General features: G+C 69.1%; 18 protein-coding genes. 9 read left to right on the top strand and 9 right to left on the bottom strand.

Annotated elements, in window-relative coordinates; all coding sequences use genetic code 11:
- Window positions 1–22 precede the first annotated feature (22 nt).
- The 4 genes from IEZ09_RS31490 to IEZ09_RS31505 all read right to left on the bottom strand — a co-directional run bounded on the left by IEZ09_RS31490 (window position 23) and on the right by IEZ09_RS31505 (window position 2,719).
- The gene (locus IEZ09_RS31490) at window positions 23–571 is read right to left on the bottom strand and encodes a GNAT family N-acetyltransferase (RefSeq protein ID WP_189257440.1); all 549 of its coding nucleotides are present in this window, start codon (window positions 569–571) and stop codon (window positions 23–25) included.
- Window positions 572–634: 63 nt separating this feature from the next.
- Window positions 635–1,465 carry a haloalkane dehalogenase gene (locus IEZ09_RS31495; RefSeq protein WP_189257441.1) on the bottom strand — a complete coding sequence of 277 codons (831 nt, stop codon included), beginning with the start codon at window positions 1,463–1,465 and terminating at the stop codon, window positions 635–637.
- A 12-nt stretch (window positions 1,466–1,477) separates the two neighbouring features.
- Window positions 1,478–1,900: a MarR family winged helix-turn-helix transcriptional regulator gene (locus IEZ09_RS31500; RefSeq protein ID WP_189257442.1), complete on the bottom strand. Its 423-nt coding sequence runs from the start codon at window positions 1,898–1,900 to the stop codon at window positions 1,478–1,480.
- 36 nt (window positions 1,901–1,936) lie between these two features.
- Window positions 1,937–2,719, bottom strand: coding sequence for an IclR family transcriptional regulator (locus IEZ09_RS31505; RefSeq protein WP_189257443.1), 783 nt, complete (start codon window positions 2,717–2,719; stop codon window positions 1,937–1,939).
- A gap of 113 nt (window positions 2,720–2,832) precedes the next feature.
- On the opposite strand from IEZ09_RS31505, the gene IEZ09_RS31510 reads away from it, so the two are divergent.
- The 8 genes from IEZ09_RS31510 (at window position 2,833) to IEZ09_RS31545 (ending at window position 12,104) form a co-directional block, all read left to right on the top strand.
- Complete coding sequence (locus IEZ09_RS31510; RefSeq protein WP_189257444.1) at window positions 2,833–3,360, top strand: SigE family RNA polymerase sigma factor; 528 nt, start codon at window positions 2,833–2,835, stop codon at window positions 3,358–3,360.
- On the top strand, window positions 3,357–4,280 hold the full coding sequence (locus tag IEZ09_RS31515) for a hypothetical protein (RefSeq protein WP_189257445.1): 924 nt from the start codon (window positions 3,357–3,359) through the stop codon (window positions 4,278–4,280). The genes IEZ09_RS31510 and IEZ09_RS31515 overlap by 4 nt, the downstream gene beginning before the upstream one ends.
- Window positions 4,281–4,355: 75 nt before the next feature.
- On the top strand, window positions 4,356–5,861 hold the full coding sequence (gene hutH / locus IEZ09_RS31520) for a histidine ammonia-lyase (protein ID WP_189257446.1): 1,506 nt from the start codon (window positions 4,356–4,358) through the stop codon (window positions 5,859–5,861).
- Complete coding sequence (gene hutU / locus IEZ09_RS31525; RefSeq protein WP_189257447.1) at window positions 5,858–7,504, top strand: urocanate hydratase; 1,647 nt, start codon at window positions 5,858–5,860, stop codon at window positions 7,502–7,504. The genes hutH and hutU overlap by 4 nt, the downstream gene beginning before the upstream one ends.
- 83 nt (window positions 7,505–7,587) lie before the next feature.
- Complete coding sequence (locus IEZ09_RS31530) at window positions 7,588–8,757, top strand: allantoate amidohydrolase (RefSeq protein ID WP_189257448.1); 1,170 nt, start codon at window positions 7,588–7,590, stop codon at window positions 8,755–8,757.
- Entirely contained in the window at window positions 8,754–10,028 is a 1,275-nt protein-coding gene (locus IEZ09_RS31535; RefSeq protein WP_189257449.1) for a formimidoylglutamate deiminase, read from the top strand. The genes IEZ09_RS31530 and IEZ09_RS31535 overlap by 4 nt, the downstream gene beginning before the upstream one ends.
- Window positions 10,025–11,158, top strand: a complete 1,134-nt coding sequence (hutI, locus tag IEZ09_RS31540; RefSeq protein WP_189257450.1) for an imidazolonepropionase — start codon at window positions 10,025–10,027, stop codon at window positions 11,156–11,158. The genes IEZ09_RS31535 and hutI overlap by 4 nt, the downstream gene beginning before the upstream one ends.
- A 67-nt stretch (window positions 11,159–11,225) precedes the next feature.
- On the top strand, window positions 11,226–12,104 hold the full coding sequence (locus IEZ09_RS31545) for a hypothetical protein (RefSeq protein ID WP_189257451.1): 879 nt from the start codon (window positions 11,226–11,228) through the stop codon (window positions 12,102–12,104).
- A 122-nt stretch (window positions 12,105–12,226) separates the two neighbouring features.
- Here the strand turns inward: IEZ09_RS31545 and IEZ09_RS31550 are convergent, their stop codons facing one another.
- The gene (locus IEZ09_RS31550) at window positions 12,227–13,399 is read right to left on the bottom strand and encodes a S8 family peptidase (protein ID WP_189257452.1); all 1,173 of its coding nucleotides are present in this window, start codon (window positions 13,397–13,399) and stop codon (window positions 12,227–12,229) included.
- A gap of 190 nt (window positions 13,400–13,589) precedes the next feature.
- Here IEZ09_RS31550 and IEZ09_RS31555 point away from each other — a divergent pair, with 190 nt between their 5' ends.
- Window positions 13,590–14,582 (top strand): aldo/keto reductase, encoded by a 993-nt coding sequence (locus IEZ09_RS31555; protein WP_189257453.1) that lies wholly within the window; start codon window positions 13,590–13,592, stop codon window positions 14,580–14,582.
- A gap of 4 nt (window positions 14,583–14,586) precedes the next feature.
- Here IEZ09_RS31555 and IEZ09_RS31560 read toward each other — a convergent pair whose 3' ends face one another.
- The 4 genes from IEZ09_RS31560 to IEZ09_RS31575 all read right to left on the bottom strand — a co-directional run bounded on the left by IEZ09_RS31560 (window position 14,587) and on the right by IEZ09_RS31575 (window position 22,521).
- Window positions 14,587–17,247 carry an NACHT domain-containing protein gene (locus IEZ09_RS31560; protein WP_189257454.1) on the bottom strand — a complete coding sequence of 887 codons (2,661 nt, stop codon included), beginning with the start codon at window positions 17,245–17,247 and terminating at the stop codon, window positions 14,587–14,589.
- A 47-nt stretch (window positions 17,248–17,294) separates the two neighbouring features.
- The gene (locus IEZ09_RS31565; RefSeq protein ID WP_189257455.1) at window positions 17,295–17,477 is read right to left on the bottom strand and encodes a DUF6104 family protein; all 183 of its coding nucleotides are present in this window, start codon (window positions 17,475–17,477) and stop codon (window positions 17,295–17,297) included.
- A 197-nt stretch (window positions 17,478–17,674) separates the two neighbouring features.
- The gene (locus IEZ09_RS31570; RefSeq protein ID WP_189257456.1) at window positions 17,675–21,361 is read right to left on the bottom strand and encodes a multifunctional oxoglutarate decarboxylase/oxoglutarate dehydrogenase thiamine pyrophosphate-binding subunit/dihydrolipoyllysine-residue succinyltransferase subunit; all 3,687 of its coding nucleotides are present in this window, start codon (window positions 21,359–21,361) and stop codon (window positions 17,675–17,677) included.
- Between the two features lie 338 nt (window positions 21,362–21,699).
- Window positions 21,700–22,521: an ATP-grasp domain-containing protein gene (locus tag IEZ09_RS31575; protein ID WP_189257457.1), complete on the bottom strand. Its 822-nt coding sequence runs from the start codon at window positions 22,519–22,521 to the stop codon at window positions 21,700–21,702.
- Window positions 22,522–22,740 lie beyond the last annotated feature (219 nt).

Here is a 22,740-nt window from a genome sequence, read left to right on the forward strand (position 1 = left end):
GGGTGTCCGCCCCGTTCTCGTTTCACAGCTTCAGATCGGCCACGCGGGCGCTGAGGTCGACGGTGGTGAGCCGGTCGGTGTAGCCGAGTGAGTGGTTGATGCGCCGCATGTGTTCGTTGGTGCTGCTCGTCGCGGTTTCGACGATCTTGATGCCGGTCAGCTGGCGGAGCATGTGCGCCTTGACCAGCCGGCCGAGGCCTTTGCCGCGGTGCGCGGCGAGCACGCCGGTGTGCCGTTGGTGGCCAACGGAAGGCCGCGAGAGGGTCCGGTGCAACACCGTCACCGCGGCGGCCTCGTCGCCGTGCAGACATCGCACGCCTTCACCGTCCACGGGAATCCACGAGGCCTCAGCGGTGTCGCGGTTCGCCGAGCGCAGGGAGTGCCGGAGCAGTGCGGTACCGATGCCCCGGCCACGCCACCTCTCGTCCACCACGATGGTGCCGACGACGAGATGCGCGTTGTCGGTCTCGGGCAGGTATCCGTGCGCATATCCGACGACGCTTCCGCCGTCTCGCGCGACCACGAACCGCGGACGGCCCCAGCCGCCCTCCGGTGTCTGCTGCCAGCGCACCCACCCGCTGAACTGCGGCAGCGTCGACGTCGAGTTCCGCGATGTGGATTTCCCCCATGCACGCTATGCAACTAGGTCGTGGCGCTCCGCCCAAGCAGCGATCTCCGCCGCGATCTCCTTCGGCCGGTCCTCCTGTGCGTGATGCCCGGCCTCACCAACGGCAACGACTTCCAGCGCGGCGATGTTCTGCGCGCACCACGCCTGCAGCTCCTCCCCGATGAGCAACGTCGGGGAGTTCTCGAAGGTCAGCAGCAGCTTCGGCACCTCGGACGCGCCGAGCCACGCGTCGTAGGCCTCGATGCGCGGAATCAGCTCGGCAGGCTCGCCGTCGAACGGCATCTGCTTGGCCCACGCGAGCACCGGCCGCCTGCTCTCGGCGTCCGGGAACGGCGCCAGGTGGACCGCCATGTCCGACTCCGACACCGGCGTGAGCACGCCGCCCGTGTACGCCTGCCGCACGAACCGGTTGTCCTCCAGCGTTTCGGTGGTGCGGAACCTGCGGACCCGTTCCTGGGCGGGCAACGGCAGTTCGGAACCGTTCATCGGCTTCACGATCGTCTCGAAGAACGCGATGCCCGCGACGCGCGAGGGATGACGGGCCGCCCAGTCGAACGCCAGCGCGCCGCCCCAGTCGTGGCCCACCAGCACCACGCGGTCCAGGCCGAGGGCGTCGAACCAGGCGTCGAGGTAGCGGGCGTGGTCGGCGAACGAGTAGGAGATGTCCGGCTTGCCCGAGCGGCCCATGCCGATCAGGTCCGGCGCCAGGCCACCCAACTCCGGCAGCACGTGGCGCCACGCGAAAGAAGAGCCGGGATTGCCGTGCAAAAACACGAACGGCGCGGAACCGGATTCCAGGTGGTGCATGGTCGAGTCGAGGACGGGAACAACGGGCATGACGGGAAGTCCTTAGCCGAGGGGGACGGCGAGCAGTGCGGTCAGCTCGCGGGAGAAGGCGTCGGTGCGCTCGCCGAGGGGCTCCAGCAGGCGGTCCAGCAACGAGCTGACGAGGGCTACCGCGGGCTCGACCGTCGAGCGTCCGCGCGCGGTCAGCTCCAGCCGGACGGTCCGGGTGTCGACGACGTCCCGCGTGCGCGAGATCAGCCCCGAAGCTTCGAGCGCGCGCGCCAGCTTGGAGACGTACAGCGCTTCGAGGCCGGTGTGATCGGCCAGTTCGCGTTGCGACGGACGGTCCAAGGCGAGCAACGACGCCAGCACGACGTACTGCGCGTGCGTCAGCCCGAGGGGATCCAACGCGCGGTCAACGGCTGTCCGCCACTTCATCGCCAGACGCCACACGAGGTGGCCGACCGAAAACTCCGCACTGCTCATGGCGGATACAGTACATGGCTACTATGTACATGGCTACTAAGTGACGACGTGACCGCCGATGCGGGTGGTCAGCTCCTCGGCGGCTTTGCGGACCTCCTTGGCCAGCTCCGGCCACGTCTGGCCGCACGGTGTGTCGCACACGTGCCGGAACGTCAGCGTGATGGCCGCGATCGGCCGCTCGCCGTGGTCGAACACCGGCGCCGCCACGGAGGCGAAGCCCACCGTCACGAACCCGTCCTCGACCGCCCAGCCCTGGCGGCGTTCCGCGGTCAGCATCCTGCGCAGCGCCGGCAGGTTGTGCGGACCCCGCCCGGTGCGGTCGACGAACGACGCGACGGACGGGAACAGCGCCCTGACCTGGGCCGGAGGCAGGTGCGCCAGCATCGCGCGGCCGGAGGCGGTCAGGTGTGCGGGAAGACGCACGCCGACGTCGGACACGATCGTCTGCGGCTGCCGCGGCTGTTCGCGCACCAGGTACAACGCCTCGGCACCGTGCAGGACACCCAGATGGGCGACCTTCTCCATCCGGTCGGCGAGCTTGCGCAGCAGCGGGCGGGCCAGCCGTTCCAGCGGGTCGTGCCGCAGATACGCCGACCCGAGTTCGAACGACGCGACGCCCAGGCCGTACCGCTTCTCCTCGGGGAAGTGCGTCGCGAAACCGGCCTCGGTCAGCTCCGACAGCAGGTGATAGGTCGTTGACCTGGGCAGATTCAGCTCGCGCGCCACCGACGCCGCGGAGACCGGACCGGGTCTGCCTGCCAGCAGCCGTAGGACCGCGAGCCCTCGCCGCAGCGCGGGTACGTCACTGCTGCTGCCCACAACACTGATTTTCCCATGTGATGCAGCCCACGCCGTTCCTCCATCAGTGCACACTCAACAGAACAGGCCGCAGGCGCGTTGGAATGGCGTGACGGTTTTGAAGGGGGTCGGGATTGACACCGAGTTTCGATGACTTCGTGGCAGAACAGGTGACCCCGTTGCTGCGTTACGCCACCGTGCTCACGTGTGACCCGCACCTGGCCCAGGACGTGGTCCAGGAAGTGCTGCTGCGCGCGCAGCAGAAATGGGATCGCATCGGTGCAGTCGACCTCCCCCACGCCTACGTCAAGCGCATGGTGACCAACGAGTACCTCTCGTGGCGCCGGCGCAGGGCCGCCAAGGACGTCGCCCTCTGCATGACGACGCTGGAGTCCGTCACCCCGCCCGTCGGAGACACGACACACCACTACGACGAGCGGGAAGCCATGTTGCAGCGGATCGCCAAGCTGCCCCGCAAACAGCGGGCGGCGATCGTGCTCCGCTACTACGAGAACTACGAGGACTCGGAGATCGCACAGATGCTCGGTTGTGCCGAGGGAACCGTGCGCAGCCACATCTCACGTGCGCTGGCCACACTCCGGATGGACCACACGCCGGAGCCCGCTGGTGTCGGGTTGCGGCTCGGGGAGGGCCTGTCGTGAACGACACCGAACAGCTCGTCAAGGACGCGCTCGGAAAGCTGGCCGAGCGGACGCCGCATCCGGGGCCGACGCTGAACGCCCTGCGGCGCAAGCGCAAGAGGCCCCGCAACGTCTTCCTCATCTCCGTCGCCGGGATGGCCGCCGTCGCCGTCCTGATCTTCGCGGGCGTCATCGCGAGCGACAGGTACACGCCGCCGAGCGGCAACGACGCGGCGGCGGCGCTCATCCCCGGCAACGGCCAGAGCGTCGCGCTGAAGTACGCGCCGCACTGGCTGCCGACCGGCTACGTCGAGAACTTCCGCCTGGTGGATCGGGAGGTCCACCGCGTCTGGGTGCCCGAGGGCGCCAAGGGGTTCCCGTTCACCGACGGCGGGCCGCAGATCGCGCTGATTGCGGGCGGCGACCAGCCGGAGGGCGTGGACTGGCAGGACACGACGGTCCGCGGGCTGAAGGCGAAGATCGCGCTGCGGGATCAGACCGCCGAGCTCGTGTGGCACGCCCAGGACCTGCTGAAGGTCAGCGTGCGCGGCTTCCCCGACGCGCGGCAGGTCGCGCTGCAGGTCGCCGAGTCGGTGCGGGCCGACTCGAAGGTCGTGCACCGGGCGGCGTTCAAGCTCGACGGCAGGTACGCCGACCACACGTGGGGCTCCAAGCCCGCCGACTGGGAGGCGATGTCGATCTGGAAGAACCAGGTCAGCGTGCACGTGGGGACGTTGCCGCCACAGCTCGTCGGCGACACGAAGCCGGTCGTGGTGCGCGGCAGGGAAGGCCTCCGCACCGAGAAGGGCGTGGCGGTGTTCGACGGCTCGGTGTGGATCTGGGCGACCGCGGAGTCCAACACCGACCTGGTGGTCGAGGCGGTGAACAAGGTCGAGCTCGTGCCCTCTCCTGACACGAGCTGGATCGGCAAGGGGCTGTAGCCCTCGTCTGGCATCCCAGACACGCATCCGTGCTCCGGGGTCGCTGAGTCGGCCCCGGAGCGCTGTGATGTCTGCATGAGACAACCGGTGGAGCTGGGTCCGAAGCCTCTGACCCTCGAGGACGTGCACGCCGTCGCTCGCGACGGTGCCCCGGTGGAGATCACCGCGGCTGCCCGTGAGGCGGTCACCACCGCCCGCGGCCACATCGAACAGCTCGCCACGGCCGAACGCCCCACCTACGGCGTCTCGACCGGCTTCGGCGCGCTCGCCGTCCGGCACATCCCGCCGGACCGCCGTGCCCAGCTGCAGCGGTCGCTGATCCGCTCGCACGCCGCCGGTTCCGGTCCCGAGGTCGAGCGCGAGGTCGTGCGCGCGCTCATGCTGCTGCGGCTGCGCACCCTCTCGACCGGCCACACCGGCGTCCGCTTGTCCACTGTGGACGCGATGGCGGGCGTGCTGAACGCCGGCATCACCCCGGTGGTGCACGAGTTCGGCTCCCTGGGCTGCTCCGGCGACCTGGCGCCGCTGTCGGCGTGCGCGCTGGCGCTGATGGGCGAGGGCATGGTCCGCAACGCCCGCAACGAGCTCGTCCCCGCCGCGGAGGCGCTGGAGGAAGCCGGCATCGAACCGGTGCAGCTGGCCGAGAAGGAAGGCCTCGCGCTGATCAACGGCACCGACGGCATGCTCGGCATGCTGTCGCTCGCGATCGCCGACCTCACCAGACTGCTCGACATCGCCGACCTCACCGCCGCCATGAGCGTCGAGGCGCTGCTCGGCACCGACCGCGTCTTCTCCCCCGAACTGCACGCACTGCGCCCGCATCCCGGCCAGGGTGTGTCGGCCGCGCGGATGCTCGCGTTCCTCAAGGACTCCGAGATCGTCGCCTCGCACCGCGGCCCCGACTGCACCCGCGTGCAGGACGCGTACTCGCTGCGCTGCTCCCCGCAGGTGCACGGCGCGGCCCGCGACACGGTGGCGTACGCGGCGACGGTGGCCGAGCGCGAGCTGTCGTCCGTGATCGACAACCCGGTGGTGCTTGCGGACGGCAGGGTCGAGTCGAACGGCAACTTCCACGGCGCTCCCGTCGCCTACGCGTTGGACTTCCTCGCGATCCCGCTCGCGGACGTGGCCTCGATCGCCGAACGCCGCACCGACCGCATGCTCGACGTCTCGCGCTCGCACGGCCTGCCGCCGTTCCTCGCCGACGACCCCGGCGTCGACTCCGGCCACATGATCGCCCAGTACACCCAGGCGGCGATCGTGTCCGAACTCAAGCGCCTGGCCGTGCCGGCGTCCGTCGACTCGATCCCGTCCTCCGCGATGCAGGAGGACCACGTGTCGATGGGCTGGTCCGCCGCCCGCAAGCTGCGCAAGGCCGTGGACGGGCTCACCACTGTTCTGGCGATTGAGCTTTTGACCGCAGCGCGCGCTTTGGATCTGCGCGCGCCCCTCAAGCCCGCCCCCGCGACGGCCGCCGCCGTGGCGAAGTTGCGCGAGACGGTCGCCGGCCCCGGTCCCGACCGCCACCTCGCACCCGAGATCGCTGCCGCCGAGGCCCTGATTCGAAGTGGAGCTCTGTGATGACCACAGTTCGTGCTGACCGAGGTACGTCGCTGACCGCCAAGCAGTGGTCGACGGAGGCCGCGCTGCGGATGTTCCACAACAACCTCGATCCCGACGTCGCCGAGCGCCCCGAGGACCTCGTCGTCTACGGCGGCACGGGCAAGGCCGCGCGCGACTGGCCGTCGTTCGAGGCGATTTCCCGTGAGCTCAAGAACCTCGAAGCCGACGAGACGCTGCTCGTGCAGTCCGGCCGTCCGGTTGGCGTCATGCGCACGCACGAGTGGGCGCCGCGCGTGTTGATCGCGAACTCCAACCTGGTGCCGGACTGGGCGAACTGGCCCGAGTTCCGCCGCCTGGAGGCCGAGGGCCTCACGATGTACGGGCAGATGACCGCGGGTTCGTGGATCTACATCGGCACGCAGGGCATCCTCCAGGGCACGTACGAGACGTTCGCCGCGGTCGCCAACAAGCGGTTCGGTGGTTCGTTGCGCGGGACTCTGACGGTCACCGCGGGCCTCGGCGGCATGGGTGGCGCGCAGCCGCTCGCCGTGACGATGAACGAGGGCGTCGCGCTGTGCATCGAGGTCGACCCGCACCGCGCGCAGCGTCGGCTGGAGACCCGCTACCTGGACGAGATCGCTCCTGACCTGGACTCCGCTGTCGAGCGCGTGCTGGCCGCGAAGGCCGCCGGTGAGGCCGTTTCCGTCGGTGTCGTGGGCAACGCGGCCGAGATCCTGCCCGAGCTGCTGCGCCGCGAGGTCGCGGTCGACATCGTGACGGACCAGACCTCCGCGCACGACCCGTTGGCGTACCTGCCGATCGGGGTTTCTTTGGAGGACTGGGCGTCGTACGCCGCCTCGAAGCCGGAGGAGTTCACCGACCGGGCGCGCAAGTCGATGGCCGCGCACGTCGAGGCGATGGTCGGGTTCATGGACCGCGGCGCCGAGGTGTTCGACTACGGCAACTCCATCCGCGGCGAGGCGCAGCTCGGCGGCTACGACCGCGCCTTCGCGTTCCCCGGCTTCGTGCCCGCGTACATCCGGCCGCTGTTCTGCGAGGGCAAGGGCCCGTTCCGCTGGGCCGCGCTGTCCGGCGACCCGGCCGACATCGCTGCTACGGACCGCGCGATTCTCGAGCTCTTCCCGGAGAACGAGCAGCTCGCCCGGTGGATCAAGATGGCGGGCGAGCGCGTCGAGTTCCAGGGCCTGCCCGCCCGCATCTGCTGGCTCGGCTACGGCGAGCGGCACCTGGCAGGCCTCAAGTTCAACGAGATGGTGGCCTCCGGCGAGCTGTCCGCGCCGATCGTGATCGGCCGTGACCACCTCGACTGCGGCTCGGTGGCCTCGCCGTACCGCGAGACCGAGGCGATGGCCGACGGTTCCGACGCGATCGCCGACTGGCCGCTGCTCAACGCGCTGGTCAACACGGCGTCGGGTGCGACGTGGGTGTCGATCCACCACGGTGGCGGTGTGGGCATCGGACGGTCGATCCACGCCGGTCAGGTGACGGTGGCCGACGGGACCGAGCTGGCCGCGCAGAAGATCGAGCGCGTGCTGACGAACGACCCCGGCATGGGCGTCATCCGGCACGTGGACGCCGGGTACGACGAGGCCAAGACGGTGGCTGCGGCCAAGGGCGTGCGCATTCCGATGGAGGGCTGAAAATTGTCAGACCTCGCTGGGAGAATTGAAATTGGGGGACCCCCTGGAGGGGACCCCTGCGTGAGCCTGCCGGTGGTGGCGTGATGCTCGACCAGATCGCGGACGTCGGCAGGGACCTCAAGCGTGGTGGCTACTCCCGCCACGGCTACGCCAAGCCGGAGCTCGAGCTCCGGCACTGGTTCGTCGAGCAGGCCGTCAAACGCGGCCTGAACGTCGAGACCGACCAGAACGGCAACCTCTGGGCCTGGTGGGGCGAGCGCGGCGACAACGCGCTCGTCACCGGCAGCCACCTGGATTCCGTTCCCGGCGGCGGTGCCTTCGACGGCCCGCTCGGCGTCACGAGCGCCCTGGAGGCCGTCGACCTGCTGCAGGCCAAGGGGTTCACGCCCCGCAGGCCGTTCGCCATCGCGGTCTTCGCCGAGGAGGAGGGCGGCCGGTTCGGCGTCGCGTGCCTGGGCAGCCGGCTTCTCACGGGTGCGATCGACGCCGGCAAGGCGCTCGCGCTCAAGGACCCGGACGGCGTCACGCTGGCCGAGGCGATGAAGGCAGCGGGCTACAACCCGGACCTGGTCGGCAAGGACGACCGCACCCTGGGCCGCATCGGCCAGTTCGTCGAGCTCCACGTCGAACAGGGCCGCGGCCTGACGGTCCCGGTCGGTGTCGCGTCCAGCATCCTCGCGCACGGCCGGTGGCGCTTCACGTTCAGCGGCGAGGGCAACCACGCCGGTGCCACCCTCATCTCCGACCGCAGGGACCCGATGCTCCCGGCGTCACAACTCGTACTGGCAGCGCGAAAGGCGGCCAGGGACGGCGGGCGTGCCACCGTGGGGAGGCTCGTCCCCAACCCCGGCGGCACCAACGTCATAGCGTCCACTGTGGACGTGTGGCTCGATGCGCGCGACACCGACGACGCGCGCACCCGTGCCATGGTCGCGGAGATCTCCGAGGCGGCGCACCGGGCCGCGGAGGAGGAGGGGTGTGGAGTGGTCATCACCGAGGAGTCGTACGGCGACACGGTGTACTTCGACGCCGCACTGCGCGACGACATCGCGGCGGCCCTCGGCGGCGTTCCGGCGTTGCCGACCGGTGCTGGCCACGACGCGGGCATCCTCGCCGCGCACGTGCCGACCGCGATGCTGTTCGTGCGCAACCCCACCGGCGTGAGCCACGCGCCGGAGGAGTTCGCCGAGCAGTCCGACGTCGACGCGGGTGTCCGGGCGCTGGCCGCGACGCTCGAACACCTCGGCTCATGAACTTCTGGTGCGAGCGGGCCTGGTTGCCCGGCGGGCTCGCCGAGCGCGTGCTGGTCAGGGTCGAGGACGGGGTCGTCGCGAGCGTGTCTACAGTGGACACGATTCCGCTGGGTGTGCGGCGGCTCTACGGCGTCGTCGTGCCGGGGTTCGCCAACGCGCACTCGCACGCGTTCCACCGTGCGCTCAGAGGCCGTACGCACGACGGAGGCGGCACGTTCTGGACGTGGCGCGAAGGCATGTACGCGCTCGCGTCGAAGCTGACCCCGCAGTCGTACTACCGCCTGGCCCGCGCGGTGTACGGGGAGATGGCGCTCGCCGGTGTGTCGACCGTCGGCGAGTTCCACTACGTGCACGACAGGTCGAACGAGTTCGGCCACGCGCTGCGCGAGGCGGCGAAGGACGCGGGCATCCGCCTGACCCTGCTCGACACCTGCTACCTCGCTGGCGGCATCGACCAGCCGCTGAACGTGGTGCAGCAGCGCTTCTCCGACGGCACCGCCGAGGCGTGGGCGAGCCGGGTCGCCGACCTCAAGTCCGACGACGTGATGCGGGTCGGTGCCGCGATCCACTCCGTCCGTGCTGTCCCGCGCGACGAACTTCCCGTTGTCGCGCAGGCCTTCCCGGACGCGCCTCTGCACGTCCACCTCTCCGAGCAGCCCGCCGAGAACGAGGCGTGCCTCGCCGCTTACGGCCTCACCCCGACCGGGTTGCTGAACGAAGCGGGCGCGTTGTCACCGCGCACCACGGCGGTGCACGCGACTCACCTGACGCCGGAGGACATCGCGCTGCTGGGCGAGTCCGGCACGGGTGCTTGCTTCTGCCCGACGACCGAGGCGGACCTGGCTGACGGCATCGGCCCGGCCCGCGAGCTCGCCGACGCGGGAAGCCCCATCTCGCTGGGCAGCGACCAGCACGCGGTGATCGACCCGCTGCTGGAAACCCGCGCGCTGGAGCACAACGAACGCCTCCGCACGGGTCAGCGCGGCCGTTTCGCGCCGGCCGAACTGCTCGCCGCCGCCACCCGGCACTCCGCTCTCGGCTGGGACGCGGGACGCATCGAACCCGGTGCTCCCTGCGACCTCGTGGCGATCAGCTGCACGACGCCGCGGACCGCGGGTTCGCTGCCGCAGCAGGTGCTCCTGTCGGCGACGGCGTCCGATGTGGACACCGTGGTGGTCGGCGGCCGGGTGGTCGCCTCCGGCGGCGTGCACGAGACCCTGGGAGACGTCGGCAGGCTGCTGGCGGACGCGATCGAGGAGCTGTGGGCATGAGCGTGCTGATCACCGGCATCGGTGAGCTGACCACGAACAGCGAGGCCACCGGTGACGCGCTGATCGTCGACGGCGAGCGGATCGCCTGGGTGGGGTCGTCCGCGAGCGCCCCGGCCGCCGATGAGCGCGTCGACGTCGAAGGCCGCGCGGTGCTGCCCGGCTGGGTCGACAGCCACACGCACCTGGTCTTCGCGGGCGACCGGACCGCCGAGTTCGGTGCGCGCATGGCCGGAAAGCCTTACACCGCAGGCGGTATCGCCGTCACCGTCAACGCGACCCGGCAGGCCACCGACGCCGAACTGGCGGAGGTCGTCCGCAAGCACGTCGCCGAGGCGTTGAGGCAGGGCACGACGTTCGTCGAGACCAAGACCGGCTACGGCCTGAACGTCCCGGACGAGGTGCGCTCGGCCCGCATCGCCGCCGAGCACGTCGAGGAGGTCACGTTCCTCGGCGCCCACCTCGTTCCGCCCGGCGAGGACGCCGACACGTACGTCGACCTGGTCCGCGGCGAGATGCTCGACGCCGTCGCACCGCTCGTGCGCTGGGCGGACGTCTTCTGCGAGAAGGGCGCCTTCGACTACGACCAGTCGAAGGCGGTGCTCGTGGCGGCCAAGGACAAGGGCCTCGGCCTGCGGGTGCACGGCAACCAGCTCGGCGAGGGCCCCGGCGTGCGGCTGGCCGTGGAGCTCGGCGCCGCGTCCGTCGACCACTGCACGTACCTGTCGCAGCAGGACGTCGACGCGCTGGCGTCGTCGGACACGGTCGCCACGCTGCTCCCGGCGTGCGACCTCTCGACCCGCCAGTCGCTGCCGCCGGCGCGTGCTCTCCTCGACGCGGGAGCCACCGTCGCGCTGGCCAGCAACTGCAATCCCGGCTCCTCCTACACGTCGTCGATGGCGTTCTGCGTGACGACAGCGGTCCTGCAGATGCGGATGAGCGTCGAGGAGGCCGTGTGGGCGGCAACGGCCGGCGGTGCGCGGGCGTTGCGGAGGGACGACGTCGGAGTCATCAGGCCTGGTGCGCGCGCTGATCTCCATGTTCTGGACGCGCCTTCGATCACGCATCTGGCGTACCGGCCGGGAGTCCCGCTGACGCACTCGGTGTGGCGAAAGGGCGTACGAGCCATCTGAGACCGGTGTCTCATAACCCTCCGTGTGGGCCTACTGGCGGAGGGTGCCGCAGCCGTACGGTGCTGGCGTGATGGACTTCGCGGAGGCCCTGACCAAAGCCGTCGACTCGAGCGGCCTCAGCCTCGAACGCATCCAGCACCACCTGGCCGCCCGCGGCATGCAGGTGAGCCTCTCGACGCTCAGCTACTGGCGTCGCGGCCGCAGCCGTCCGGAGCGCCCGGAGTCGCTGAAGGTCGTCACCGCGCTGGAGGAGCTCCTCGACCTCGGCGAGGGGTTCCTCACCGACCGGCTCGGCGACAAGCGCCCGCGCGGCCGGTGGGTCGGGCAGGCGATGTCCCTGGAGGACATGTGGGACTCGCGGGCCACCGACCTCGGCGAGGTCATGGCGCGCATCGACAGGGCACCGGCGCCGTCGACCTACCTCAGCGTGCGCGACCGGCAGGTGATCGGGCCGGACCGGCGTGAGGTCGAGATGCACTGCACCGGAGTCGTGCAGGCGCTGGACGACGGCGTCGACAGGTTCCTGGCCATCCAGCTCGCCGACGCCACCGACCTCGGGGTTCCCTCGATCGAAACGGGCGCGCCGTGCCGGCTGGGGCGCGTGCGCAGCGAGGACGCCACCGGGTTCCTCGTCGCGGAGATCCTGTTCGACCGGATGCTCAGAGCGGGGGAGACCGCCCTCGTCGACTACACGGTCCGGATGAGGCCCGGCGCCGACAGCGAGGTCTGCGACCGGCGGTTCCTGCGGCCGGTGGGCGACTACGTGCTGCAGATCGACTTCCACCCGGACGCCGTGCCCGCGCGATGTTACGAGTTCACCAGGCCGTCGTTGCAGGAACCGGAAACCACGCTCAACGACCTGTGGATCGGCACGACCGCGTCCACGCACATCCACGTGCGCAACGCGAAGCCCGGGATCTACGGAGTGCGGTGGGAGTGGGACTAGCTCCCACTCCCACCGCGAGCGCCCCCAGTCGATCGACGCTTCCCGCCGAGCCGCATTCGGCGGAGCGTCCAGGGCGCGGGATGGCCGGTACCGGTGCAGGGAGCCGGTTCCGGCATGCCTTGCTAGATCTTCAGCAGCAGGTTCGGCGAACCCGCCCTGATGTCGGTCAGCTTGTCCGGCGTGGCCGCGCGGACGAGCGCGTCGCGGACCTGGGCGGGTGTCGCGGCGGGGTTCGCGCTCAGGTGGAGCGCCGCCGCACCGGCGACGTGCGGTGAGGCCATCGACGTGCCGCCCATGGACCGCGTACCGGTGTCGCTGCTGTGCGAAGCCGAGACGATCTCGCTGCCCGGCGCCCAGATGTCCAGGCACTGACCGAAGTTCGACGAACCGGCCGACCAGATCGAACGCCTGTCGTTGCGGTCCGACGCACCCACCGTGATCGCCTCCGGCGTGCGGGCCGGGGTGAAGTTGCACGCGTCCTGGCCGCTGTTGCCACCCGCCAGCACGTAGGTGAAGCCCGCGTTGATGGAACGGCGGACCGCGTTCTCCAGCGAGCTGTTCGTGCCGCCACCACCCAGGCTCATGTTGACCACGGCGGGCTTCTTGCCGTTGGCGGTCACCCAGTCGATGCCGCGGATGATGCCGTCCCACGCGCCGCTGCCGTTGCAGTCGAGCACGCGCACCCCGACGACGCTCGCCTTCTTCGCCACGCCGTACGTCTTGCCCGCGACGGTGCCGGCGACGTGCGTGCCGTGGCCCTGGCAGTCCTGCGCGACGGTGTCGTCGTCGATGAAGTCGTAACCGTCGGAAGCGCGGTTTTCGAATTCGGTGTGCGTTTTCCGGATCCCGGTGTCGAGAACGTACGCCGTCACGTTCGACGCGGTGTTCGGATAGGTGAACTTCGCGTCCAGCGGGAGGCTCGCCTGGTCGATCCGGTCGAGACCCCACGTCGGGTTGGACTGCGTGTCCTGAATCGTCGCGACGGTGTTGCGCTCGACGAAGTCGACGTCCGGGTCGGCCGCGAGCCGCCTGGCCTGGCGCTCGGACATCCCGGTGACGGAGAAGCCGTGCAGCGCGGCGCTGTACGTGTGCTTGACAAAGCCCTGGTAGCGGGACGCCAACGCGCCGGCAGGGGTGCGCGCGCCGTCCTTGAGCACCACGATGTAGCTGCCCGCGACCGCCTGCGTGCCCGCACCGGGCAGCACGGCCTCCTCGGCCATCGCGGTGGGCGTCAGCATCGCCGTGGAAGCGATGCCGAATGCCGCCGCAATGGCGACACGACGCCGAAGTGCCATGAGTTCCTCCTGGCAGGGAATGAACTGGGGAACACGGCAAAACTAACGCCATCTGTGGTTCGGATAACAGGTTCGAAACTTCAGTTCCCAAAACTGTCAAAACTGTGGCGCTTCAAGCCGTTCGTCGCTTCGGCCGTGCTGGAGCAGCTCCACGTGGCATCGCGGCGCCCGGAGAGGCAGGGTGGAAGGCATGGAGTACACGAACCTCGGCCGCAGTGGCCTGTCCGTCTCCCGCCTGTGCCTCGGCACGATGAACTTCGGCCCCGAGACGACCGAGGCCGACAGTCACGCGATCATGGATCGCGCCCACGAACACGGCCTGAACTTCTTCGACACGGCCAACGTCTACGGCTGGAAGCAGGGCGAGGGCGTCACCGAGCAGATCATCGGCCGGTGGTTCGCCCAGGGCGGCAACCGTCGCGAAAGGACGGTCATCGCGACCAAGCTCTACGGCAGCATGGGTGACTGGCCGAACGACAACAAGCTCTCGGCGCTCAACATCCGCCGTGCCGCCGACGCGTCGCTGAAGCGCCTGCAGACCGACTACATCGACCTCTACCAGATGCACCACGTCGACCGGGACACGCCGTGGGACGAGATCTGGGAAGCCTTCTCCGTGCTGCGCCAGCAGGGCAAGGTCATCTACTTCGGCTCGTCGAACTTCGCGGGCTGGCACATCGCCCAGGCGCAGGAAGCCGCTCTGGCGCGGAACTTCCTCGGACTCGTCTCCGAGCAGTCGATCTACAACCTGATGACCCGCTGGGTCGAGCTGGAGGTCCTGCCGGCGGCTCGGCACTACGGCCTCGGCGTCATCCCGTGGTCGCCGCTGCACGGCGGCCTGCTGGGTGGCGTGTTGCGCAAGCAGCGCGAGGGCGGTGCTTCGCGCAGTGCCTCCGGACGTTCCGCGGACGCGTTGGAGAAGTACCGCGACACGATCGACGCCTACGAGAAGCTGTGCGCGGAGCTCGGCGAGGACCCGGCGAACGTCGGCCTCGCGTGGCTGCTGCACCAGGACGGTGTCACGGCGCCGATCATCGGGCCGCGCACCGCCGAGCAGCTCGACAACTCGTTGCGCGCCGCGGAACTGAAGCTGGACGCCGAGGTGCTCGCCAAGCTCGACGAGCTGTTCCCGGCACCCGCTCCAAACGGCTCCAAGCCGGCCCCGGAGGCCTACGCCTGGTGAGGGTCTAGTCGGTGGCCAGCACGATCGTCTCGTGTGCGGGGATTTTTCCGCTGACGCGTCGTTCCAGGAACGACACGCCAGCGGCAATCCGCCGCAGGATCTCGGAGTGCGGCTCGTCGGTCTCCATCGCGAGGCACATCGCGGCGACCCGCAGCTCGGCGGCCAGTGCGGGGGTGAGTGGGACGAGACGGCTGAAGACCGCCCACCCTTCAGTCACGAAGCTGTGGAGGTTGTTCCTGCCCCAGGCGGTCATGGGTGCGTTTCGCACCGACTCGATCATTGCCACGACCTTGAACGGTGGCACGACGTACGCGGCCTGTCCGTTGTTGACCACTTCCACGAAGCTCTGCCGGAACCGATCCGCGAAGCCTTCCGTTCTCGTACCGCCGAGCGGGGCAATCGTCTTGACCAACGCCTGGCCCAGCGCCTCCTCGTAGACGCTGGTCTCGATCTGGCACAGCCTCAGCACACGCAGACCTGTGTCCTTCTGCAGTGCTCGGCTCGGCCGCTTGAGCGCACGGCGCGCCTTGACCGCCTTGGACGTCTCGATGACCTCGGACAGGTGGGTGAAGTCGTTGAAGAGATCCCGGTAGAGGACCTGCGTCGTGATCGAGTAGCGGTCAGGCGTGTGCGGCCACGGCCTGTCGCCGTCGGACGTCCACGCGCTGAGGTCACCGAGCTTGCGGGACAGTTGGGAGGTCTCCAGCTCGGCGACGCGCGGCAGGCGGAAGCCGGGCTCGTTGCCAGTGATGTCATTGACCCAGGTGGCGAAGGCCGCGACGTCCTCCGCTCGCACTCCCACGATCGGCTGGCCGCGTTCGGTCTGCGGCGCGTCCGGCTTCCGGTGCAGCGTGTTCTGCACGAAGAGCTGGTACACGCCTGCGGAGACGGGTGCGGCGCACAGGCGTGTACCAGCGGCCGTCCGCACGAGCCTGCGGATCTCGCGCGAGACCACAACGCGCATGATCAGGTGCCGGAGTGCCGCATCGGCTCCGGACTCGAACGCGGCCTCCAGCAAGCGGTCCAGATCCCTGCGCAGTTCCGGTGCGAGCTCGCGGCTCTGCTCTGCGCAGTCGAATGCGAGGGACAACGCCCCGACCGTCCGCGACTTGAGGCACGCGTTGACGACGGGATCGGCGTTCGCTCCGGCCACGTGCAGCAACGTGGTCTCCCGCCACCAGTCATCGTCGACGTTGTCGATCAGCACCTGGGCGAGCTGCTTCTCCTGAACGTGGTGAGCCGCGAGGTACTCCTGGAACGTCAGGTGGGCGAAGGAGTAGACATCACGCTCTCTTTCCAGCAACAGACCGCTCGATGTCATGTCCGACACGAAGTCCTGCTCCTCCATGTCACGAGCCATGCGCCGGAGGAAGGGGCGGAACTCCGTCGTCATGTCGTCCCTGGTGATGTCGCGGACCTGCCGGCGCATCATCGTGAACGCCAGTCCGCTCAACAGGGCCATCTTCTGGTCGCCGGTCAGTTCCGACTCGAGCTTCTTGGCCTCCTGACGTCGCCACAGCAGGACCTGGCAGATCTCGCTGTAGAGGTCGACACGGCTGCCGGGCAGGGCGCCGCGGAACTTGTGCACGTTCGCGATCATGGTCAGCAGCAGCGGGTTCACCGTCAGCTCGTACAACGCCGGGTTGTGCTGGAGCCGCTCCAGCAGGTCGTCCGCCTCCTCGTCGGCGCGCCGGGTCACGTCCGAGGACTTGGCGCCCGTGCTCCGCTGTTCGAATGCGAGGTACCAGCCTCGGACGAACCGGCTGACCTGCTCGTCGGTGAAACCGCGAACCTGCACGACGTTCGCGCCCGACACCGGTGCCGACTGGTAGCCGTGTGGACGCGACGAGATGACGAAGTCGTTCAGCGGAAAGCTCGCGACCTGCCGTTCCACCCAGTCCGCGATCTCACGGCGGTTTGCCTGGTCAGCGACCTCGTCCAAACCGTCGAGGAGAACGACGCACGACCCCGCGTGCAGCTTCTGCGCGAACCAACCAGCAGGAGCGTTCTTGTGCACGAGATGGATCAGGTCAGGCAGTGCGATGCCTTCGGTGATCGTCTGGACGTGATCGCGGAGGTAGAGCAGCACGGGAACACGTCGGCGCCGACGTCCTTTGCGGCAGAGCAGCAGGGCGGTGTGCCGTAGGAGGGTCGTCTTGCCGCAGCCCGGAGCGCCGATCACGGCGAGGACCACTGGTGTCGGCTTGTCGATCAGGTCCCCGATGAACCGCCGTGCCGGGTCCACGTGCCGTTGCCCCAACACGCCGGTCGGAACAGCGGTTGGTTCGCTGTAGACGAGACTGACGTCCACGAAGACCTCGTCGAGCTGCGGCGTGTAGAAGCCCACGGTCGCGAGGCCCTTGAGGTCTATGAACCGCAGGTTGCCGAGGACTGCGGCACGGTAACGGCGGTCGTATCGGGACAGCCTTCTCCTGGTGCCCTCGTCGATCCGGCTGGCAAGGGGGTTCTTCCAGCGGTTGCGCAGCTCGTCAGCGGTGCCGCCGACGAGCCTGCCGACAAGACCGGCGCCCCACACGACGACCTCGTAGGCCAGCAGCAACAGGCCTGCCTGGACGGGATGTGCTTTCGCCCAGGTCTGCAGGAACGCGAACGCCGCCACCGGCGGTGCGATGGCGGCGCCGAGCAGCCCCAGGATTTTGCCCATGCACCTGTATTCGCCCAGAGTGCACGGAATGTGACGTTGGGGTCAGATCAGTCTTCGAAGTCGTCCTCGTCGTCGCGCGCCAGGTAGGTGGCGAGGCGCTCGACGGCCGTCTCGAAGTCGGGGTTGGCGTCGACGAACGCGCGGAGCTTGTCGGCGAGCCACGCGAGCGTGACCTCCTCGTCGCCGCGCCGCTGCTCCAGCTCCTCGATGCCGCGATCGGTGAAGTACATGGCAGAAACTCCTGTGTAGGGCTGGTGGCGCGACTCAGAACGTTGGCGGTGAATTCACGCTCACCAGCGTGCCTCGCGGCGGCACCACGATGCGCCCGTCTGACCGCGAATTCGCTCGGCAACGTTCCGAGCCACACCACTGGAAAACGAGCCGCCGGACCACGAGGGCCCGGCGGCTCGTCTGCGTCACACGGTGATCACTCGAACGCGCGGGTGATGATCTCGCGCTGCTCGACCTCGTGCACCTTGCTCGAACCGGCCGACGGGGCGGCCATCGGGCGGCGCGACACGCGGCGGACGGTGCCGAGGTGCTCGGGCAGCAGCTCCGGCAGGGCCAGGCCGTAGAACGGCCAGGCGCCCTGGTTCGCCGGCTCCTCCTGCACCCAGCGGATGTCCCTCGCGTTCGGGTAGCGCTCCAGGGTCTCGGTCAGCTTGCGCGCCGGGACCGGGTAGAGCTGCTCGACGCGCACGATCGCCACGTCGCCGGCACCGCGCTTCTCCCGCTCCGCGTGGAGCTCGTAGGAGATCTTGCCGCTGCACAGCAGGACCTTGGTGACCGCGTTCGCGTCCTTGACCGTCGGGTCGTCGATGACCGACTGGAAGCGGTCGTTGATGAACTCGTCGACCCCGCTGACCGCGGCCTTGAGGCGCAGCATCGACTTCGGCGTGAACACCACGAGCGGGCGGTCGACGCCGTCGAGGGCGTGGCGGCGCAGCAGGTGGAAGTAGTTCGCCGGGGTCGACGGCACCGCGACGGTCATGGAGCTCTCGGCGCACAGCTGCAGCCAGCGCTCGATGCGGCCCGACGTGTGGTCGGGGCCCTGGCCCTCGTGGCCGTGCGGCAGCAGGATCACGACGTCGGAACGCTGACCCCACTTGGCCTCACCGGACGAGATGAACTCGTCGATGATCGGCTGCGCCCCGTTGACGAAGTCACCGAACTGCGCCTCCCACAGGACCAGCGCCTGCGGGTTCGCGACCGAGTAGCCGTACTCGAAGCCGAGCGCGGCGAACTCCGACAGCACCGAGTCGTAGACCATGAACTTGCCCTGGTCCGGCGACAGGTTCTGCAGCGGCGTGTACTCCTCGCCGGTCTTGCGGTCGATCAGGGTCGCGTGGCGCTGCACGAACGTGCCGCGGCGCGAGTCCTGGCCGGCCAGGCGGACCTTGCGGCCCTCCAGCGCGAGCGAGCCGAACGCGAGCAGCTCCGCGAACGCCCAGTCGATGCCGCCCTCGCGCGCCATCTTCGCGCGGCGCTCCAGCACCGGCTTGACGCGGGCGTGCGGGGTGAAGCCCTCCGGCAGGTTCACGTGGGCGTCGGCGATCTGCTCCAGCACCTCACGCGTGATGCCGGTGGGCAGCTTCGCCGGAACCTGCTGCTCGGCCTCCACCGACGGGCTGACCGTCACCGGGTGCTTCTCGAGCTCGCGGACCTCGTTGAAGACGTGCTCCAGCTGGCTGGAGAAGTCCTGCAGCGCCTTCTCGGCCTCTTCGACCGTGATGTCGCCGCGGCCGATCAGGGCCTCGGTGTAGGTCTTGCGGACCGAGCGCTTCTGGTCGATCACGTCGTACATCGCCGGCTGCGTCATCGAGGGGTCGTCGCCCTCGTTGTGGCCGCGGCGGCGGTAGCAGACCATGTCGATCACGACGTCCTTGTGGAACGCCTGGCGGTAGTCGACGGCCAGCTTCGCGACCCAGTAGCAGGCCTCGGGGTCGTCACCGTTCACGTGGAAGACCGGCGAGCCGATCATCTTCGCGACGTCGGTCGAGTACTTCGAGGACCGCGAGTGCTCCGGCGCGGTGGTGAAGCCGACCTGGTTGTTGACGACGATGTGGACCGTGCCACCGGTGCGGTAGCCGCGGACGAGCGCGAGGTTCAGCGTCTCGGCCACGACACCCTGGCCCGCGAACGCCGCGTCACCGTGCAGGGCGACCGGCAGGACGGGGAAGAAGTCGCCGCCGCGGTCGATCAGGTCCTGCTTGGCGCGCACGATGCCCTCGAGCACCGGGTCGACGGCCTCGAGGTGCGACGGGTTCGCCGTGAGCGACACCTTGGTCTCGCCGTCGCCGAACATGCGGAAGTACTTGCCCTCGGCGCCGAGGTGGTACTTCACGTCGCCGGAGCCGTGCGCCTGGCCGGGGTCGAGGTTGCCCTCGAACTCGCGGAAGATCTGCGAGATCGGCTTGCCGACGATGTTCGCGAGCACGTTCAGGCGGCCGCGGTGCGGCATGCCGATGACGACCTCGTCGAGCTCGTGCTCGGCTGCCTTGTCCAGAACGGCGTCGAGCAGCGGGATGACGGTCTCGCCGCCCTCCAGCGAGAAGCGCTTCTGGCCGACGTACTTCGTCTGCAGGAACGTCTCGAACGCCTCAGCCGCGTTCAGCTTGCTGAGGATGTACTTCTGCACGGTGGCCGGGGGCTTCTCGTGCGGAACCTCGACGCGCTCCTGGATCCACTGCCGCTCTTCCGGCTCCAGGATGTGCATGTACTCGACACCGACGGTGCGGCAGTACGAGTTGCGCAGCACGCCCAGGATGTCGCGGAGCTTCATCCGCTCCTTGCCGGCGAAGCCGCCGACGGGGAACTCGCGGTCCAGGTCCCACAGCGTGAGGCCGTGGCTCAGGACGTCGAGGTCCGCGTGGCTGCGCTGGCGGTAGTTCAGCGGGTCCGTGTCCGCCATCAGGTGACCGCGGGTGCGGAACGCGTCGATCAGCTCGATCACGCGGGCGGTCTTGTCGACGGCGCCCTCTGGGATGTCGGCGACCCAGCGGATCGGCTCGTAGGGCAGCCGCAGCGACGCGAAGATGTCGTCGTAGAAGCCGTCCTCGCCCAGCAGCAGCTGGTGCACGCGCTTGAGGAACTCGCCCGACTCCGCACCCTGGATGATGCGGTGGTCGTACGTGCTGGTCAGCGTGATGATCTTGCTGACGCCCATGTCGGTGAGCGCCTGCTCGCTGGTGCCCTGGAAGTGCGCGGGGTACTCCATGGCGCCGACACCGATGATCGCGCCCTGACCGGCCTGCAGCCGCGGCACCGAGTGGTTCGTGCCGATCGTGCCGGGGTTGGTCAGCGAGATCGTGGTGCCGGAGAAGTCGTCGGCGGTGAGCGAGCCGGCGCGGGCCTTGCGGATCAGGTCCTCGTAGGCCTGCCAGAACTGCGTGAACGTCATGTTCTCGCAGCCCTTGATCGACGCCACGACGAGGCTGCGCGAGCCGTCCTTGCCGGGCAGGTCGATCGCGAGACCGAAGTTCACGTGCTCCGGGGTGACGACGAACGGCTTGCCGTCGATCTCGGCGTAGTGCCGGTTCATGTTCGGGAACGCCTGCAGCGCCCGCACCACCGCGTAGCCGATGACGTGCGTGAAGGAGACCTTCCCGCCGCGCGTCCGCTTCAGGTGGTTGTTGATGACGATGCGGTTGTCGGCCAGCAGCTTGGCGGGCACGGCGCGCACGCTGGTCGCGGTCGGAACGGTGAGCGACAGCTCCATGTTCTTCGCGATCGCGGCGGCGGCACCGCGCAGCTGCTTCTGCTCGGGCTCCGCGCTCTGCGTGACCGGCTTGGCCTTCGCTGCCTGCTGCGGCGCGGGCTTGCCGGTCTGCGGCAGCGTGGCCGCGGGCTTGGCCTGGGTGGCCGGCTTGGGCGCGGCGGGGGCGGCCTTGCCGTTGTCGGCGGCAGGCGGGGTCACGGTCGCGGTCGTGGTGGCCGTGGAGCCACCCGCGCTGGCCGTGGCGGCGCTGCCGTTGCCGCCCGCACGCTTGTAGTCGGCAAAGAAGTCATGCCATGCCGGGTCTACGGATGACGGGTCCGCGAGGAACTGCTCGTACATCTCCTCGACGAGCCACTCGTTCGGCCCGAATTGTGACGCAGGACTGCTGCTGGACACGGCTGGCGCTCGCCTCTATCCATCTCGCTCTTGGTGTTGACTCATGCGGTAGTCAGGCTAGTCCCCCTGGCCCGGGCCTTCACACGCTGGAGGCACCTGGCAAGGAGTGCTCTGTCACAGGATCGATCAGGACGGGCCCGTCGTCACCCGCAGTTGAGCAATTCTTGATGTGCGTCTCACTACGTCCGCCTCCTTTTCGGGCAATGGTGGTCGACCTGTTGGACGGGCATACGCACTGAGAGCACTGATCAGTTCACGATAGGTACAACAACCGCACCTCGCCGAATGATCCTCCCGATCATGCCGGGCCGATCTTGTTCAGGTGGGCCGAGGTCTCTTCAGGTGAGTGAACTTTCAATCGAGCCGGTCATGGCTTTCACGAACTCCTCCCTGGTCCGGTCCGGTGTGCGGTCGAGTGACAGATACGGGTTCAGGTCTTCCAGTTCGACCAGGAGCAGGTCTCCCGTTCGCGTGCGGCAGGCGTCCACGCGCTGGATGCCGTGGTCCAGCTCGTTCCAGTCGACGAACTTCCGCGCGAATTCCAGATCCGCCGCCGTCGGCTCGTACCAGGTGAGTTCCCAGCGCTGGGCGGGGTCCGGTGCGTGGAGCGCGTACTGGAAGTCGCGGTCCACGAAGTAGAACGAGACCTCGTACCGAAAATCGATCTTGGGCTGGATGAGGAGATCCCGGCGATTTTCGTCTTCGAGTTCGTCTCGGGTGACGAACTCCAGGCCGTGGGAGTCCGCACCGGCTTTGGGCTTCACGACGTACTCGGCCGTCCGCGGCAGGCGGTCGAGGTGAGCCGGGTCGTCGATCGTGGGGATGACCGGGTAGCCCTGCCCGGTCAGGTCGACGAGGTACTGCTTGCCGGCCATGTCCGCCTTGCCGGTGAGCGGGTTGTAGACGCGTTGCCCGGCGGCCTCGGCCTGGTCGCGGAAGCGCCGGTAGGCCTCGGGGTAGCCGCTCACCGGGCCGCTGTTGCGGATCACCACCGTGTCGAAGCCTCCCATCAGGCGTGCGGCGTCTTCCGGGTGGCAGATGGCCAGGTCGAAGGTCTCGCGCAGCCGTGAGGTCAGGTAGATGTCCTCGTCGCAGTAGCGCCTGCCTCGGGCCGGGTAGCTGAGGTCCGAGACGTAGAGGATGGGGCGACGGGGCGGCATGACGTGGGTTTGTACGTCATGGGTGGGCGTGGGGACGAGTGTTCGTGGTGCGGGCCACGGTCAGGCGGCTTCTGGGGTGCCGTGGTGCCACGGGTGGGTGCCGTTGGCCGCTAGGAGGTCGGTGTGGGTGCCTTGCTCGATGATGCAGCCGCCTGTCAGGGCGGTTGTGGGCTTTGGCTGTGGTGGTCGGGTGGTGGGCTGCCGCGAGGGTGGTGTGGG

Origin of the sequence: Lentzea flava, assembly GCF_014648475.1 — a bacterium.
GTDB classification, from domain to species: domain Bacteria; phylum Actinomycetota; class Actinomycetes; order Mycobacteriales; family Pseudonocardiaceae; genus Lentzea; species Lentzea flava.